The 14,815-nt window shown below is 70.9% G+C and carries 17 protein-coding genes and 1 pseudogene; 5 read left to right on the top strand and 13 right to left on the bottom strand.

Features of this window, described 5'->3' with window-relative positions:
- Positions 1–22: 22 nt before the first annotated feature.
- A complete protein-coding gene (locus tag AC2IPW_RS01085; RefSeq protein ID WP_003939434.1) occupies positions 23–427 on the bottom strand; it encodes a DUF7144 family membrane protein in 405 nt (134 codons plus the stop codon).
- Between the two features lie 275 nt (positions 428–702).
- Here AC2IPW_RS01085 and AC2IPW_RS01080 point away from each other — a divergent pair.
- Positions 703–1,097 (top strand): annotated as a pseudogene (locus AC2IPW_RS01080) (DUF6325 family protein).
- Positions 1,098–1,170: 73 nt separating this feature from the next.
- Here the strand turns inward: AC2IPW_RS01080 and AC2IPW_RS01075 are convergent.
- Positions 1,171–1,932 carry a crotonase/enoyl-CoA hydratase family protein gene (locus AC2IPW_RS01075; protein WP_010596001.1) on the bottom strand — a complete coding sequence of 254 codons (762 nt, stop codon included), beginning with the start codon at positions 1,930–1,932 and terminating at the stop codon, positions 1,171–1,173.
- Positions 1,933–2,453: 521 nt separating this feature from the next.
- On the opposite strand from AC2IPW_RS01075, the gene AC2IPW_RS01070 reads away from it, so the two are divergent.
- The 4 genes from AC2IPW_RS01070 to AC2IPW_RS01055 all read left to right on the top strand — a co-directional run bounded on the left by AC2IPW_RS01070 (position 2,454) and on the right by AC2IPW_RS01055 (position 5,216).
- Positions 2,454–2,702 (top strand): WhiB family transcriptional regulator, encoded by a 249-nt coding sequence (locus AC2IPW_RS01070; protein ID WP_003939431.1) that lies wholly within the window; start codon positions 2,454–2,456, stop codon positions 2,700–2,702.
- Between the two features lie 110 nt (positions 2,703–2,812).
- Positions 2,813–3,670 carry a crotonase/enoyl-CoA hydratase family protein gene (locus AC2IPW_RS01065; protein ID WP_193788770.1) on the top strand — a complete coding sequence of 286 codons (858 nt, stop codon included), beginning with the start codon at positions 2,813–2,815 and terminating at the stop codon, positions 3,668–3,670.
- A gap of 69 nt (positions 3,671–3,739) precedes the next feature.
- The gene (locus AC2IPW_RS01060) at positions 3,740–4,138 is read left to right on the top strand and encodes a nuclear transport factor 2 family protein (protein WP_416062427.1); all 399 of its coding nucleotides are present in this window, start codon (positions 3,740–3,742) and stop codon (positions 4,136–4,138) included.
- Between the two features lie 100 nt (positions 4,139–4,238).
- Complete coding sequence (locus AC2IPW_RS01055) at positions 4,239–5,216, top strand: NAD(P)H-dependent flavin oxidoreductase (RefSeq protein WP_486376084.1); 978 nt, start codon at positions 4,239–4,241, stop codon at positions 5,214–5,216.
- Here AC2IPW_RS01055 and AC2IPW_RS01050 read toward each other — a convergent pair.
- The 11 genes from AC2IPW_RS01050 to AC2IPW_RS01000 all read right to left on the bottom strand — a co-directional run bounded on the left by AC2IPW_RS01050 (position 5,109) and on the right by AC2IPW_RS01000 (position 14,796).
- Positions 5,109–6,401 carry an MFS transporter gene (locus AC2IPW_RS01050; RefSeq protein WP_486376083.1) on the bottom strand — a complete coding sequence of 431 codons (1,293 nt, stop codon included), beginning with the start codon at positions 6,399–6,401 and terminating at the stop codon, positions 5,109–5,111. The genes AC2IPW_RS01055 and AC2IPW_RS01050 overlap by 108 nt on opposite strands.
- Before the next feature lie 6 nt (positions 6,402–6,407).
- Entirely contained in the window at positions 6,408–7,481 is a 1,074-nt protein-coding gene (locus AC2IPW_RS01045) for a SagB/ThcOx family dehydrogenase (RefSeq protein WP_486376082.1), read from the bottom strand.
- The gene (locus AC2IPW_RS01040) at positions 7,478–8,536 is read right to left on the bottom strand and encodes an ATP-grasp domain-containing protein (RefSeq protein ID WP_486376081.1); all 1,059 of its coding nucleotides are present in this window, start codon (positions 8,534–8,536) and stop codon (positions 7,478–7,480) included. Before AC2IPW_RS01040 ends, AC2IPW_RS01045 begins: the two co-directional genes overlap by 4 nt.
- Before the next feature lie 77 nt (positions 8,537–8,613).
- Entirely contained in the window at positions 8,614–8,772 is a 159-nt protein-coding gene (locus AC2IPW_RS01035; RefSeq protein ID WP_003939424.1) for a hypothetical protein, read from the bottom strand.
- 134 nt (positions 8,773–8,906) lie between these two features.
- Entirely contained in the window at positions 8,907–9,194 is a 288-nt protein-coding gene (locus AC2IPW_RS01030; RefSeq protein WP_371384152.1) for a putative quinol monooxygenase, read from the bottom strand.
- A gap of 46 nt (positions 9,195–9,240) precedes the next feature.
- The gene (locus AC2IPW_RS01025; RefSeq protein ID WP_486376080.1) at positions 9,241–9,999 is read right to left on the bottom strand and encodes an SDR family NAD(P)-dependent oxidoreductase; all 759 of its coding nucleotides are present in this window, start codon (positions 9,997–9,999) and stop codon (positions 9,241–9,243) included.
- Between the two features lie 28 nt (positions 10,000–10,027).
- Positions 10,028–11,185: an acyl-CoA dehydrogenase family protein gene (locus tag AC2IPW_RS01020; protein WP_054373405.1), complete on the bottom strand. Its 1,158-nt coding sequence runs from the start codon at positions 11,183–11,185 to the stop codon at positions 10,028–10,030.
- 46 nt (positions 11,186–11,231) lie between these two features.
- Entirely contained in the window at positions 11,232–11,870 is a 639-nt protein-coding gene (locus AC2IPW_RS01015) for a TetR/AcrR family transcriptional regulator (protein WP_486376079.1), read from the bottom strand.
- A 37-nt stretch (positions 11,871–11,907) separates the two neighbouring features.
- Positions 11,908–12,669: a 3-hydroxyacyl-CoA dehydrogenase gene (locus AC2IPW_RS01010; protein ID WP_003939419.1), complete on the bottom strand. Its 762-nt coding sequence runs from the start codon at positions 12,667–12,669 to the stop codon at positions 11,908–11,910.
- Positions 12,670–12,701: 32 nt separating this feature from the next.
- On the bottom strand, positions 12,702–13,895 hold the full coding sequence (locus AC2IPW_RS01005; protein ID WP_486376078.1) for a thiolase family protein: 1,194 nt from the start codon (positions 13,893–13,895) through the stop codon (positions 12,702–12,704).
- 100 nt (positions 13,896–13,995) lie between these two features.
- Positions 13,996–14,796, bottom strand: coding sequence for a crotonase/enoyl-CoA hydratase family protein (locus AC2IPW_RS01000; protein ID WP_486376077.1), 801 nt, complete (start codon positions 14,794–14,796; stop codon positions 13,996–13,998).
- Positions 14,797–14,815 lie beyond the last annotated feature (19 nt).

Raw genomic sequence — 14,815 nt, 5'->3', positions numbered from 1 at the left:
TCCCGGCCTGCCGGCGAAGCCGTCAGTAGGAGTCCCGACGCGGGTTCCACGTCGACACCGCCCAGATGACGACCACATCGAGCGCGATGATCAGTATCGACCACCACGGGTAGTAGGGCAGCCACATGAAGTTCGCGAGAATCGACAGTGCCGCAAGCACGATGGCCGCAACCCTCGCCCAGGTCGCGCCGGTGAAGAGGACAAGACCGACGAGGGTGATCACCGCACCGAGCACGATGTGGATCCATCCCCAGGTGGTGAAGTCGAACTTGTACGTGTACTCGATCCCGACGACGAACAACTCGTCCTCGGCTACGGCGGCGATCCCCTGGAAGATCTGGAGGATACCGATCGTGGTGAGGATGATCGCGGCGCCGATGGACGTACCGGCCGCCACACCCTGTTTGACACTCGTGTCCTGGGACATGCCACTCGCCTTCCCTTCGCTCCGGCCCGACGTACGGTATTGTGCGCGCGCCACCGGCCACCCCGCATCGAGTTGACGATCTTCGTGCGATCCCGACCGCATGGCTGCGCGGGAGGGATCCGAAAGGTCTTCGGTCACCACATCGACCGAAGGGCGAGTCGTCCGCGGCCGAGCGGAGAACGACGCCACTGCCGGTCGTGCGCTCCAGTCACCGCGTCGACACAGCCGGACACGGCCCGACCACCTGTTCCCGGCACAGCGGAAAGAGGAATCCCATCGGCGATGCCGACATCCTGGGTCCCGTCGACCATCTCGTCGTCGAGTTACCGCAGACCGACGGCTCGGCCCTGCTGCTGCCGGACGGCCTCGTCGCGCGCGGGATCATCGCGGTGCCGGACCTCGCCTTCGTCCGCAAGGACACCGACGCCTCCCTGGGCGGGATCGACGTCTCCGAGATCGGCTCGAGGACGACATCGACGTGATCCTCTTCGCCGGGGCGGCCACCTGCATGCTCGACGACACCGACCTCGGTGAGACCGGTGCGGCCCTCGGGTGCTCGGCGGCGATCGTCGTCTACGAGAACACCAGGGCCGCACCCTTCGCGGCCACCGTGCGCCCCAACGGCACCCGACTCGTCGCCTCACTCGAGGTGCTCGAAGACCAGACCTGAAGTGCCAGGGAGCACTGACCGAGCTCGAGGCCGAGAACTCGGTCCTCGGCTCGTAGCGGTTTCCAGGAGTTCTCTACTCCGCGCGCCATACCGGCGCGCGCTTCTCGGCGAACGCGCGGGCGCCTTCCTGCGCGTCCGCGGAGGCGAACACGGGCTCGACGAGCGCCCGCTGCGACGCGAACGCCTCCGCATCGGTGTACTGCACCGCCGAGGACATGATCTGCTTGGACGCCCGGACGGCGAGCGGCCCGTTGCCGCTGATGCGGGCGGCGAGCGCCCGCGCCCCGTCCAGCGCCGCACCCGGCTCGGTGAGGGTGTTGACCAGACCGTGCGCGTGCGCCACCTCGGCGGTGAGCGGGTCGCCGGTCAGCACGATCTCCATGGCGAGCTGGTACGGCAGCACCTTGGGCAGGCGCAGCAGGCCGCCGGCTGCCGCGACGAGTCCGCGCTTGACCTCGGGCAGCCCGAATTTAGCGCCCCGGGCAGCGACGACGAGGTCCGCCGAGAGCGCGAGTTCGCATCCGCCGGCGAGAGCCCAGCCCTCGACCGCGGCGATCAGCGGCTTCGTCGGCGGACGCTCGGTGAGCCCGGCGAATCCCCGGCCGGGCAGCGACGGCCGCTCGCCCCGGGTGAACGCCTTGAGGTCCATGCCGGCGCAGAAGGTGCCGCCGGCGCCGGTGACGATCCCGACGACCAGGTCCGGCCGCGCCTCGAACTCGTCGACGGCGGCAGCGAGCGCCTTGGCGACCTCGAGATCGACGGCATTGCGCGCCTCGGGCCGGTTGATGGTCATGACGGCGATGCCGTCGCCGAACTCGGTCAGTACAGCGCTCACGTGGCGTCTCCTCGTCGCGGGGGTTCCGGCCGCACCCGCGGCGCCGCCGGAGCGTCCCGTCGAGTCGATCACCGGACCGGCGCCCGGGACAAAGTCCGAACGGGAGATCGACCCATAGCCGAAACCTATGTAGCGGAACCCGGGCCGTGAGGTACCCGTCACTGTTCTCGCACCGAGGGGAAGAACCCGGGCGGCGGGGGGCGTTGGACTCGACCGATCGACGACGACCACGACATGGAAGGAGACACGCGATGCGCACAGCGCCACCGGCTGCCCCGCCGGAACGACCGGCGCCGCAGCCGATGCGACATCCCGTCGCGTGCGTCCTTCCCCCAGCGGGACCCCGGCAGGCGGGGTCGCCGACGACGCGACCCGGCATCTGCTGACCGCCGCCTCCGCATCCATCCGTTCCTCGACACCGTTCTGCGCCACAACGCGTTTCGTTCTGCCACGACTTCATGCCGGGGCACTGCGCCGCCCCGACCGAACCCGCATTCCATCCTCGGAAGGAGGACCTGCCCGTGACTACGATGCTCACCGACCTGCTCGCCCCGTCGGACACCACACCGGACTGGGACCTGGCCGCGTGCCGCGGCGACGCGACACCGGACGCCTGGTTCCCGGACCCGTCTGAGTCGTTCGACTACGCCCGCCGGGTGTGCGACCGTTGCCCCCTTGTCGCCGCATGCGCCACCTACGCCGGCGAAACCCGGCAGTCCGGCATCTGGGGCGGCAAGGAGTTCCGCCGCGGCCGCGTGACCCGCGGATAGCCCCCTGCACGTCGCGCCTGCGCCCCCGTCATCGGCTTCCGACGGGGGCGACGCGCTGTGCGTGACCCCACACCTACCGATCGCTCAGTAAACCTGTCATGCTGACCGACGTGGAACACATCGCCCTGTCCGTCGCCGACGGCATCGCCACCATCACCCTCGACCGCCCCGACCAGCTCAACGCCTTCACCACCACGATGGAGCACGAGCTGATCGAGGCCTACGACCGCTGCGACGCCGACGATTCCGTACGCGCCGTCGTGATCACCGGCGCCGGACGCGCCTTCTGCGCCGGTGCAGATCTCTCCGCGGGCGCCGACACATTCGCGCAGCGGCTCGACGAACCGGGTGCCGACGACGTCCGGCGCGACGGCGGTGGTCGCGTCGTCCTGCGCATGTTCGAGTGCCGCAAGCCGATCATCGCGGCGATCAACGGCCCGGCCGTCGGCGTCGGCATCACCATGACGCTCGCGGCGGACTTCCGCCTCGCCGCCGACGACGCCCGCATCGGCTTCGTCTTCAACCGCCGCGGCCTCGTCCCCGAGTCGTGCTCCACCTGGTTCCTGCCCCGCCTCGTTCCGTTGCAGACCGCCCTGGACTGGGTGTACTCGGGACGGATCTTCGACGCGACCGAGGCCCACGCGGCCGGGCTCGTCTACGCGCTCCATCCCGCAGCCGATCTGCTCGATCGGGCCCGTGCGCTGGCCCGCAGCCTCACCGAACACTCGGCGCCGGTCTCGGTGGCGTTGTCACGGCAGATGATGTGGCGCACGCTCGGCGCGGAGCACCCGATGATCGCGCACCGCATCGAGACTCGCGGCATCAACATCCGCGGCACGGGCCCCGACGCACGGGAAGGCATCTCGTCCTTCCTCGAGAAGCGCCCCGCGTCGTTCCCGGACCGGGTGTCGAGCGATCTGCCCGACCTGTTCGGCGACGACCTGCCGACGCCGCCGTTCCACCCCTGAACGGTCACCATTGACTGTTTAGGTCGGAGGCCCCTACGCTCGGGGGCGACGAACCGAGAGGGGATCCGCATGCCGACCCACGTCCGACCCGACGTCGTCGAACGCTGGCACCACATCGTCGAGCACGGCGACGAGGCAGCCCTGGACGATCTGATCGCCGACGACGCCGTCTTCTACTCCCCCGCGGTGTTCACGCCGCAGGAGGGCAAAGCCCTGACCCTCGCCTACCTGCGGGCCGCGCTCGCCGTGTTCACCGGGCGGGACTTCCGGTACGTCGGCGAGTGGTACTCCGACGGGTCGGCGGTGCTCGAGTTCACCGCCGACCTCGACGGCATCCACGTCGACGGCATCGACATGATGCACTGGAACGACGCCGGGCAGATCACCTCGTTCAAGGTGATGATCCGGCCGGTCAAGGGCCTGCACGCCCTGATGCCGCTCATGGCCGCCCAGCTCGGGCAATCGTAAGGCCGCACCGTACGACCGCACCGCCTGCAAGACCGCACCGTCTCAAAAAGCACCGCCTCCGAAAAAGCACCGTAAGACCGCACAGCACAAGGAGTTCCGCATGGCCCTGCCCACGATCCTGCAAGACCGGCTGCGCCTGCCCGTGGTGGCGTCGCCGATGTTCATCGTCTCCGGCCCGGACCTGGTGATCGCCCAGTGCACCTCCGGCGTCGTCGGCTCGTTCCCCTCCCTCAACGCCCGTCCCCAGGCGATGCTGCGCGAGTGGCTCACCCGCATCACCGAGGCCCTGGCCAAGCACGACGCCAACCACCCCGAGGCGCCGTCCGCGCCCTATGCGGTCAACCTCATCGTGCACCGCTCCAACGACCGCCTCGAGGAAGACCTCGCCACCATCGTCGAATTCGAGGTCCCGGTCGTCATCACCTCCCTCGGCGCCCGCACCGACGTCAACGACGCCATCCACTCCTACGGCGGCATCGTCCTGCACGACGTCATCAACAACACCTTCGCGCGCAAGGCGATCGACAAGGGCGCCGACGGGCTCATCGCCGTCGCCGCCGGCGCCGGCGGGCACGCCGGCGCCCAGTCCCCGTTCGCGCTGGTCCAGGAGATCCGCGAGTGGTTCGACGGCCCGCTGCTGCTGTCGGGCTCGATCGCGCACGGCCGCTCGATCCTCGCCGCGCAGGCCGCCGGCGCCGATCTCGCCTACGTCGGGTCGGCATTCATTGCCACCGAAGAGGCCAACGCCGACGACCGCTACAAGGACATGATCGTCGACTCGACCGCCGCGGACATCGTCTACTCGAACCTGTTCACCGGCGTGCACGGCAACTACCTGCGCGGCAGCATCGAAGCCGCAGGCCTCGACCCGAACAACCTCGCCGTGTCGGACCCGTCGGCCATGGACTTCGGCACCGGCGAGAGTTCGGGATCGGCACCGGCGGCCAAGGCGTGGCGCGACATCTGGGGTTCAGGACAGGGCATCGGCGCGGTCGACGCCGTCGTACCCGCTGCCGAACTCGTCGACCGGCTCACCAGCGAGTACCGCGCGGCGCGCGAGCGGCTCGCCGGCCTGTAGGCGCACCGTCCGGCTGACGGCGGTCGCCACGAGCACCCCGCCGAGGAGCGCGGCGAGCACCCCCGCGGTGCTCGCCGCGCCGACGGTCGTCGTCAGCACGCCCACCGTCAGCGGAGCGAACATCGCCGGCAGCGACGTGACCAGACCGGTCGCCGCGCCGACCCGTCCCCGCACCTCGTCGGGTACCAGTTCGGCACAGCGGGCGGTCACCACCACCGACCACGACGGAGTCACCGCCAGCAGGGCCGCGTAACCGGCGGCGGCCGCGACCGGAGAACCCGTGGCTGCCGCGAGGACCGCCAGAGCGCCGAGGGCCGCCGAGAGCAGGAGCAGACGGTGCGCCGGAATCCGGCGCCGGAGCCACGGCACCGCCAGGGCTCCGAGCATGCCCCCGCCGTACGCGCCGGCGAGCACGATGCCGACCGTCGAGGACGGCGCGCCGCTGCCGACCAGGAGCACGACCACCACCAGGCCGCAGCCGTTGACCACGAACTCGGCGACGGCCGTCAGCGCCGCGGTGGTACGAACGAACGGGTGGGATGCGAACCAGCGCAACCCTTCCCGGATCGCGACCCCCGGTCGCTCCACGACCGGGCCGTGGACGCGAGGTGCCTGCAGCGGGGTGCGGACCCGGGACGCCGCTGCCCCTGCCACCACGAACGACACGGCATGTCCTGCGAAGGGCAGCGCGGCACCGAGGCCGTAGAGGGTGGCCGCGAGCGGTGGCCCGGCCACGCCCGTCGCATATCCCCGTGCCTCGAACAGCCCGTACGCCGCGCCGAGCTGTTCGCGCTCGACCACCTGCGGCACCGCCGCGTCCTCGGCGAGGCCGCGCACCGCCCACCCCGCCCCGAGCACCGACACGGCGGCGAGGACGGGCACCGGGTCGAATGCGCCGCGCCACGCGCAGAACGCCAGCACCGCGGCGGCGGTGGCCGAGCAGGCGTCGACGGTGAGCATGACGCGGCGGCGATCGAAGCGGTCGACGATCCAGCCGGCGGGCACCGTGGCGGCCGTGAAGGCACCCATCGTCACGGTGGAGACCAGGCCGACCGTCGCGGCCGACCCGCTGACCGCGAGCACCCACAGCATGATCGCGACGCCGTAGCCGCGGCTGCCGAGCTGCGCGACCGCCTGCCCGGCGCACAGCCGCGCGAAGTCGGGATTACCGAGCGCACTGGACACCGGACGTCACCCGAGTCCGGCGGCGGGGTGCCCGAGCGCCGTGACCGCCAGGACCGGTTCGGCGGTGGGGTCGCAGCCGAGCAGGTCTTCGAGCTCGCGGTCGCGCATCGCCGTCGCCGTCACCGCACCGAGCCCGAGCGCGGTGGCGGTGAGCAGGACGGTCTGACTGACGTGGCCGAGCTCGACGAGGATGTCGCGGTAGGCGCGGGAGTGTTCGTACCGCCACCGGGTCCGGGCCGGTACCGCCGTGTAGATGAGCAGCGCCGGGCAGTCCGACAGCCACGGCTGCTCGCCGAGCGCCGCGTCCAGCACGGACCGGGGCACGCTCTGCCCGATCCGTTCCAGCCCACCGCGCATCGGCGCGTAGTGGAAGAACCCCGGCTCGAGTCCGTCGACGCGGTTCGCGTAGAGATACAGCTCGAGGGGGGTGCGGGCACCGGCGGACGGGCTGGTCTTCAGCAGCACCTGCCCGACCTGCGGATGGTCGATCACCGTGACGGGCCCCGCCGCGACGCGGGCGACGGTGCGCACGGCGTCGAGAGACACGGGATCGGCGGTGAACTGCCGGACCGAACGGCGCTCGAACAGGGCATCGACGAGGCCCGGACGCTGCCATCCCGACGAGTCCGGCCGGTCGCCGGGCACGGGAATCATCGGGTGCTGCGGATAGGACTTGGCGGCTGCGGGCGCCGGCTGCTCGCTCGCCTTGGCAGCCGACCGCAGTTCGTCGTCGACCACGTCCGCGAACCGGACGTCCGAGCCGGTGCGGGCCGCGAAGTGCAGGTAACGGGCCGACGGACCCCACGTGCCCCATTCGACGAGCATCTGCTCCTGCTCGGCGTGCTCGGCCGAACCCTCGGCGACGAGCACCTGTGCCTCGAGCAGCCGGTGGGCGATTCCGAGGGGCACCTCCCCTAGTTCGGCGATGCTGTCGAGTTCGCGCCACGACGCGAACCAGCGCAGGACCCGCTCGCTGTCGGGGGTGAGGGCGAACTGCCGGTGGTGCAGGTAGTCGTCCCACACCAGCGTGCCGTTGCGCCAGAACAGCACCGCGTACTCGGCGACGGCGACACGGGTCATCGGTTCTCTCCTCGGTGTGCGGGGACGGCGGCGGCGATCAGAGCACGCACCGCGTTCGTCGTGTCGGAGTCACCGGCGCCGTGTTCGGTCCAGCGCCAATCGAATTCGGGATTGACCTCGAGGAAGACGGGGCCGGTGGGGGTGTCGAGCAGGTCGACGGCGCCGAGGTCGAGCCGGAACCGGTCGAGGAGCCTCCGCACGGCGCCGTCGACGTCGGCGGGAATGTCGCAGCGCCGCACGGTGATCGACTCCGGACGGGTCCACAGCGACTCCGGGGTGGGGCGCGTGACGGCGTACCCGATCAGCGTTCCGCCGACGGCGTGGATGCGCAGCTCTCGGTCGGCGGCCACATATTCCTGGACGAGCACCGGGGCGCCCGTGTGCTGTGTATCGTCGAGCGCCGTGCGGGGGATGCGCTGCGGGTAGACACCGAGCAGACGGCCGGGCCGCGGTTCGACGCAGTGCCGGCCGAGGCTCTTGACCAGCAGATCGCCGGTGCCCGGCAGGGCCCGGGCCGCGACGTCGAGCCGCGTCGTCACGAGGGTCGCGGGGACGCGCAGCCCGGCCGCCCGAGCGGCGGCGAGCTGGGTGAGGCGATCGGGGGTTCCGGGCCGCGCGGCCGGATTGAGCGTGCGCACCCCCTCGTGCGCTGTGAGGGCGGTGACGAACGCCTGCCACTGGTCACGCACGTGCAGCGTCGCGTCGGGCGCGGGGTGCCCGCTGCGCAGGGCGTCCACGTCGAAGTACCGCAGCCAGCACACCCGGGGCCGGAACGTCCGGCCGTCACGGACGAGCAGGCCGGTGAGCGGATCCCACTGCACGTCCGTGCCGGCGCACCGGTCGCTGTCCAGCCGCACCAGCGCGGTGCCGCGCGCGGCCAGCCACAGCGACAGATCGTCGACCTCGCGGTCGGCGGCACGGGTGAGGACGAGGACGCACGGCGCGGGATCCGGCCCCGTGGGATGCCCGACGCGGGCCTGGAAGTCCAGGGATTCGGCGGAGGCCGCGGTGAGATGGGGGTGCGAGCGCAACAACAGCGGCAGCGCAGCGGTCATGAGGGTTCCTTCGGTGGCGGTCGTGGGGACGGGACGGCCGGAGCACCGTGGTACTCCGGCCGCTGCACGTCCGTCGATCAGCCGCCGTGACACCCCTTGCAGCCGGGCCGGGTCATGGCCTCGACGTAGTCGCTCGCGTAGGCGGCAAAGGTGGCGTCCTCGATCGCTGCGGCGCTGCGCAGCGCCGCTTCGTCGTCGAGGGTGAGCAGGGTCCGGGCCATCTCTTCGACGTTCATGGCGTCCGCCTTTCCTGGGAGGTTCCGCCGTCCCCGGACCGGGTGGGCGGGCGTCGATCCGACATACCGATCGTCGGCGACGGCGCCGCCTCCGCCCAGGCACCCCAGGGCGGAATCTGCTCACCCCCTACCGGTCAGACCTCGTCGTAGTAGGTAAGCTTCGGCGCGCCGGCGAGCAGCGGACCGAGATCGGTGATGGCGCCGGGCCCGGCCCGGAACTCGCGGTAGGCGGCGTCGTGCTGCTCCGACTCCCACTTCTCCACGACGACCCAGTGCGCCTCGTTCGACCGGTCGGCGAGCACCTCGATGCCGAGGCAGCCGTCGAACGCACGGGTCTCCTTCAGAACCCGGTCCATCAGTGCGCGGGCCTCCCCGAGCGTCTCGGGCTTGAACTCGAGCTCCAGGAATGCGGTCAGTGCCATAGCTCCTCCTCGTGGTCGAATCTTGCTGGACAACACTTCCGGCGGTTCAGAAGATCGAGTATCCGCCGTCGATCAGGGTGGACGATCCGGTCTGGAACGCGGAGGCGTCACTCGCAAGGTACACGGCGATGCCGGCGAAGTCCTCGGGAGTTCCCCACCGGCCCAACGGTACCCGCGAGATCACGTGGGACTCGAACGTCTCCGAGTCCTGCAGCGGCCCGGTCATGTCGGTGGCGATCCAGCCGGGCAGCACGCTGTTGACGCGGATGCGGTGCCGGGCGAGTTCCACCGCGCAGCCGTTGGCCAGAGCCAGGACCCCGGCCTTGGTGGCGGCGTATGCCTGATTGCGTCCGGCGCCGTGGATCGCGCCCAGGCTCGACGTGACGATCATCGATCCGCCGGTGCCCTGGCCGACGAGGACCCCGGCCGTCTCGCGCAGGGTGAAGTACGCGCCGTCGAGGTTGGCCGCCATCACCTTCCGGTAGTCCTCGGTGCTCGAGTCGACGAATCGCGCGGACCGCCCCCCGATTCCGGCGTTGACCACGACGACGTCCAGCCCGCCGAGTTCCTCGACCGTCGCGGCGACACCGTCACGGACGGCCGCTTCGTCGGACACGTCCACCGATCGGGTGAGCACGCGGACCCCGGTCGATTCGAGGTCGGCCGCCGCCTTCGCGAGACGTTCGGTGCCGCGGCCCCACAGCGCGACGTCGGCGCCCGCGGAGGCGAGCCCGCGCGCCATGCCCAGGCCGATGCCGGCCGAGCCGCCGGTGACGAGTGCCCGCTTACCGGACAGATCGAACATCGTGTCGCTCCTTCGAAGGTGGAGTGGATCAGGCGAATTCGGCAGCGATGTCGCGGCCGATGATCTCCTTCATGATCTCGGTGGTGCCACCGTAGATGGTCTGGATGCGGGTGTCGACGTAGGCGCGCCCGATGGGGTACTCCATCATGTACCCGTAGCCGCCGTGCAACTGCACGCACCGGTCCACGACGCGCTTCTGCAGCTCGGTGGCCCACCACTTGGCCTTGGCGGCGTCGACGGCGGTCAGCTCCCCGGCGTTCAGCGCGAGCACGCACCGGTCGACGTGCGAACCGGTCACCTCGATCTCGGTGAGCATCTCGGCGAGAGCGAAGCGGGTGTTCTGCAGGGCGCCGATCGGCTTGCCGAATGCCGTGCGTTCGAACACGTAGTCCTTGGTCCACTCGTACGCCGCCCGGGCCGCGGCGACGGCACCGACGGCGATGGAGATACGTTCGAGGGGAAGGTGTTCCATGAGGTGGACGAACCCCTGCCCCTCGGTCCCGAGCAGGTTGCCCGCCGGCACCCGCACGGCGTCGAAGGACAGCTCGGCGGTGTCCTGGCCGGCCAGGCCCACCTTGTGCAGTTTGCGGCCGCGGGTGAAGCCCGGCATGTCGCGTTCGACGACGAGCAGGGAGAAGCCGCGGGCGCCGGCCTTCGGGTCGGTGCGGGCCACGACGATCACCAGGTCGGAGTGGATTCCGTTGGTGATGAACGTCTTCTGCCCGGTCAGGATCCAGTCGTCACCGTCGCGCACGGCGGTGGTCTTGATCCCCTGCAGGTCTGACCCGGTGCCGGGCTCGGTCATGGCGATGGCCCCGATGAGTTCGCCGGCGGCCATGCCGGGCAGCCAGCGGCGCTTCTGCTCCTCGGTGCCGAGGTCGGCGATGTAGGGGACGGCGATGTCGTCCTGCAGGCTCATGCCGGAGCCGAAAGAGGTGGTGCCGGTGCGGGCGATCTCCTCGGCGACGACGCAGCGGAACCGGTAGTCGCTCACGCCGGAGCCGCCGTACTCCTCGGGAACGCCGAGGCCCACGACGCCCGCCTTGCCCGCGGCGATCCAGGCGGAGCGGTCGATGAGCCGCTCGTCCTCCCAGCGTTCGTAGTTCGGTTCGACCTCGCGGGCGAGGAACTCGCGTACCGTCTCCCGGTACGCGTCGTGGTCGGCGTCGAAGAAGTGGCGCTTCATGGAAGTCCTTACCTCGGTGTGCAGGGCGGGCGGTGCGGCACGACAGTCACCGTGCGCGCGCCGCCGCGGACGGGCACCCCACGATGCGCAGCGCGATGACGGTGTAGCGCGCGGCGACCTGGTGGGGGGTCAGTGGCCCACCGATCCGGTACCAGCGGGCGATGGACTGGCACATGCCGAGCAGGGCCCGCACCGCCTCGGCGATGTCGTCCACGACGAACACGCCGCGTTCGACGCCTTCGTCGACCAGGTCGAGGGCGATCAACTCGACATGTTTGCGGGTCTCGGCGTAGTGGCGGCGATTCTGCGGCGACACGTGGCGCAGCTCGGAGTCGAGGGCGGACTGCCGGGATCGGTAGGTCGAGTTCAGCACGATCGCCTCGACGAAGTGGGTGAAGCGCCGCACGGGGTCGTCGCCGCCCGCGGCGACGGCCGCGAGGGCGCGTTCGGTGAGATCACGTACGGCGGTGTGGAGGAGCGCGACGAGGACGGCTTCCTTGTTCTCGTAGTGGTAGTACAGCGCGGGTACCGTCACTCCGATCCGGCGGGCCAGATCCCGGACGCTGGTGCCGTGGAAACCGTTCTCGCCGAAGGCGTCCAGGGCATGCTCGAGGATGGGGTCGAGCTGCAGCGCCTCGAACTCCCGCCAGTTCGCCAACCGGCGGGGTGTGGGCTGGGCAGTCATCGACCCCGTCCTCTCACATGTCGATCGTCCGCGACGATCAGCGGGGGGCCATGCGGATCGCGCCGTCGAGGCGGATGACCTCGCCGTTGAGCATCGGGTTGGAGACGATGTGCGCAGCCAGGGCACCGTACTCGGACGGGTCGCCGAGGCGGGCCGGGTGCGGGACCTGCTGGCCGAGGGACTTCTGGGCCTCTTCCGGCAGCGACCCGAGCAGCGGGGTCTTGAACAGGCCAGGCGCGATGGTGACGACGCGGATGAGCAGCGACGCGAGGTCGCGGGCGATCGGCAGGGTCATGCCGACGACACCGCCCTTGGATGCCGAGTAGGCGGCCTGCCCGATCTGACCGTCGAACGCGGCGACGGACGCGGTATTGATGATGACGCCGCGCTCGCCGTCGACGGGCTCGGTCTTCGCGATGCGCTCGGCGGCCAGGCGGATGACGTTGAACGTGCCGAAGAGGTTGACGTCCACGACCTTCTTGAAGGCGTCGAGCGGGAACGCGCCCTTCTTGCTCACGGTCTTGACGGCATTGCCGATGCCGGCGCAGTTGACCGCCACCCGCAGCGGGCCGAGCGATTCGGCCAGGTCGAGGGCCTCGGTTACGGCGGCCTCGTCGGTGACGTCGGCGGCGGCGAAGCGGACGCGGTCGCCGAGTTCCTTGGCGACGGTCTCGCCGTTGGAGGAGGGCAGGTCGATGATGACGACCTGGGCACCGTCGGCGAGCAGGGCCTTGACGGTCGCGAGGCCGAGGCCGGAGGCGCCACCGGTGACGACGGCGACGCTGTCGTTGACGATCATGTGGTGGGGATCCTTTCGAGTGTGGTTGTCGGTCAGAGGCGTTCGATGACGGTGGCGTTGGCCATGCCGGCGCCCTCGCACATGGTCTGCAGGCCGTAGCGGCCGCCGGTGGCCTCGAGGTGGTTCACCAGCGTGGTCAGCAGGCGGGTGCCGGACGAGCCGAGGGCGTGGCCGAGGGCGATGGCGCCGCCGCGCGGGTTGAGCTTGGCCGGGTCGGCGCCGAACTCGTGCGCCCACATCAGCGGCACCGGGGCGAACGCCTCGTTGACCTCGTAGGCGTCGATGTCGTCGATGCTCAGCCCGGACTTGGCGAGGATCTTGCGGGTGGCCGGGATCGGCGCGGTGAGCATGAACAGCGGGTCGTCGCCGGCGACGGCGAAGGAATGGAACCGGGCCCGCGGGGTCAGCCCCAGCTTGGCCGCCGTCTCCTCGCTCATGATCAGCGCCGCGGAGGCACCGTCGGTCAGCGGCGACGAGTTACCCGGCGTGATGAGCCACTGCGCCTCGGGGAAGCGCTGGGCGTACGCCTCGGTGTAGAACGAGGGCTTCAGTCCGGCCAGGCCTTCGACGGTGGTCGCGGCGCGCACCGTCTCGTCGACGGTGTGCCGGACCTGCTCGCCGGCGGCGTTGGTGACCGTGATCGGGACGATCTCGCGGTCGAAGAACCCGGCGGCGATCGCCTCGGCGGCGCGCTGGTGCGACTGCGCCGAGAACGCGTCGAGCGCCTCGCGGTCGAACTTCCACTTCGCGGCGATCAGTTCGGCGGAGATGCCCTGGTTGACCAGGCCCTCCGGGTAGCGGGCGGCGATGCCCGGGCCGGCGGCGTCCTGGCCCATCGACGAGGTGCCCATCGGCACGCGGCTCATCGACTCGACACCGCACGCGATGACGATGTCGTAGGCGCCGGCGATGACGCCCTGCGCGGCGAAGTGCGCGGCCTGCTGGCTCGAGCCGCACTGGCGGTCGATGGTGGTGGCCGGCACCGATTCGGGGAACCCGGCCGACAGCAGCGCGGTGCGGGAGATGTTCAGGGACTGTTCGCCGGCCTGGTTGACGCAGCCGCCGATGACGTCGTCGACCAGCGCGGGGTCGAGGTCGTTGCGGGCGGTGATCTCCCGCAGGACGTGGGCGAGCAGTTCGACGGGATGCGTGCCGGACAGGGCGCCGCCGGGCTTGCCCTTGCCGACCGCGGTGCGGACCACGTCGACGATGACAGCGTTGGTCATGAGGAGTTCCTTTCGAGAGTTGGAGCGGCCCGGGGCCCCGGAGGGGTCGAGGTGACTGCCCCGAAGGGGATCGGCGAGACCCCGGGCCGAGATCAGGGGATCAGCGACCCGTCCAGACGGGGGCCCGTTTCTGCGCGAACGCGGTCGGGCCTTCCTTGGCGTCCTCGCTGGTGAACACCACCTTCAGCGCGGCGGCGTTGGCGTCCCAGACGCCCTGCTCCCAGTCGTCGCCGTGCGCGGTGCGGTGGATCATCGCCTTCGATTCGCGCACCGACAGCGGCGCGTTCGCGGCGATCGTCTCGGCGAGCTCGAGCGCCACCTCGAGCGCGGTCCCCGCGGGGGCGACCCGGTTGACCAGGCCCAGTTCCTTGCCCTGGGCGGCGGAGATCGGCTCGCCGGTCAGCGCGATCTCGAGGGCGATCTTGCGCGGGATCTGCTGCTGGAGGCGGATGACCCCGCCCGCCGCGGCGAACAGGCCCCGCTTGACCTCGGGCAGGCCGAGCTCGGCGTCCTCGTCGACAATCGCGAGGTCGGACGCGAGCACCAGTTCGGTGCCGCCGCCGAGGGCGAAGCCGTTGACCGCGGCGATGGTCGGCTTGCTGATCCAGTGCTGGACGTAGCCGGCGAAGCCCCATTCGGGATGCCCGTCGGCGGCGATGCTCCCGCCGGTGGCGAGCACCTTGAGGTCGGCGCCCGCGCAGAACGCGCGGCCGGCGCCGGTGAGGACCACCACGCGCACCTGCTCGTCCGCCTCGGCCTGCTCGAGCAGCGTGCCGACCGCTGTCGAGAGCGCCGCGTTCACGGCGTTGAGCGCCTTCGGACGGTTGAGCGTGATGACGGCGACGTTGCCGCGCCGCTCGTACAGCGCGGCGGCTTCGGTGACGGTGGACTCGTCGGCCATGGGGCTCCTCCCGGAAACG

The organism is Rhodococcus sp. NS-SX18, assembly GCF_057367935.1.
The sequence above is the reverse complement of the archived record's forward strand: the minus strand, read 5'-3'. Positions and strand labels throughout refer to the sequence as shown.